The following is a 530-nucleotide window of genomic DNA, read 5'->3' as shown; positions in this document are numbered from 1 at the left end:
CTTCTCAGCTCCGACAAGTCACTCTTGACGAGAGTGAACGACGGCAACAAGGAACCGACCTGAGGAAGGTCCCCGACGGTGTTAAGGGGTTTTCCCATGAAAGCGGTAGTAGCCATGTCGGTACCCTATGCAGGCCAGACCATCGACCACGAGTATTCGGCAGATGATTCACTCATGGGCGAACACAGCCGACACCTCGTCCAGAGCGCAAACTTCGTCGCTGGACAAGACGAGGTCGGGAGCGGCTAGCAAAGCATCAAGCTGGTCGATAGTGCGCGCCGAAGCAATAGGTGCGGTAACCCCTTTAGCCAGTAGCCACGCCAATGAGACTGAGGTCACCTCGACGCGATGGTCCCCAGCAATCTGACGCAATTGATCGAGGACAGCGAAGGCCGCCTTCTCGTGCTCGGCGTCAGGCAAGTACGCCGCCATCATGGATTCTCGGGTGACACCGTGCAGGTCGTTCCGCGTGGCGTACTTGCCTGTGAGGAACCCCGACGCCAGCGAAAAGTACGGGAAGAGGGCCAGAC

The 530-nt window shown here is 58.7% G+C and carries 1 protein-coding gene; it reads right to left on the bottom strand.

Annotated elements, in window-relative coordinates; translation table 11 throughout:
• Positions 1 to 168: 168 nt before the first annotated feature.
• Positions 169 to 530: aldo/keto reductase (locus J5M67_RS27710; protein WP_207888583.1), on the bottom strand; the 362-nt coding region annotated here is incomplete at its 5' end.

Source organism: Pseudomonas sp. 30_B, from assembly GCF_017491605.1.
In the GTDB taxonomy this organism is placed as follows: Bacteria; Pseudomonadota; Gammaproteobacteria; order Pseudomonadales; family Pseudomonadaceae; genus Pseudomonas.
The sequence above is the reverse complement of the archived record's forward strand: the minus strand, read 5'-3'. Positions and strand labels throughout refer to the sequence as shown.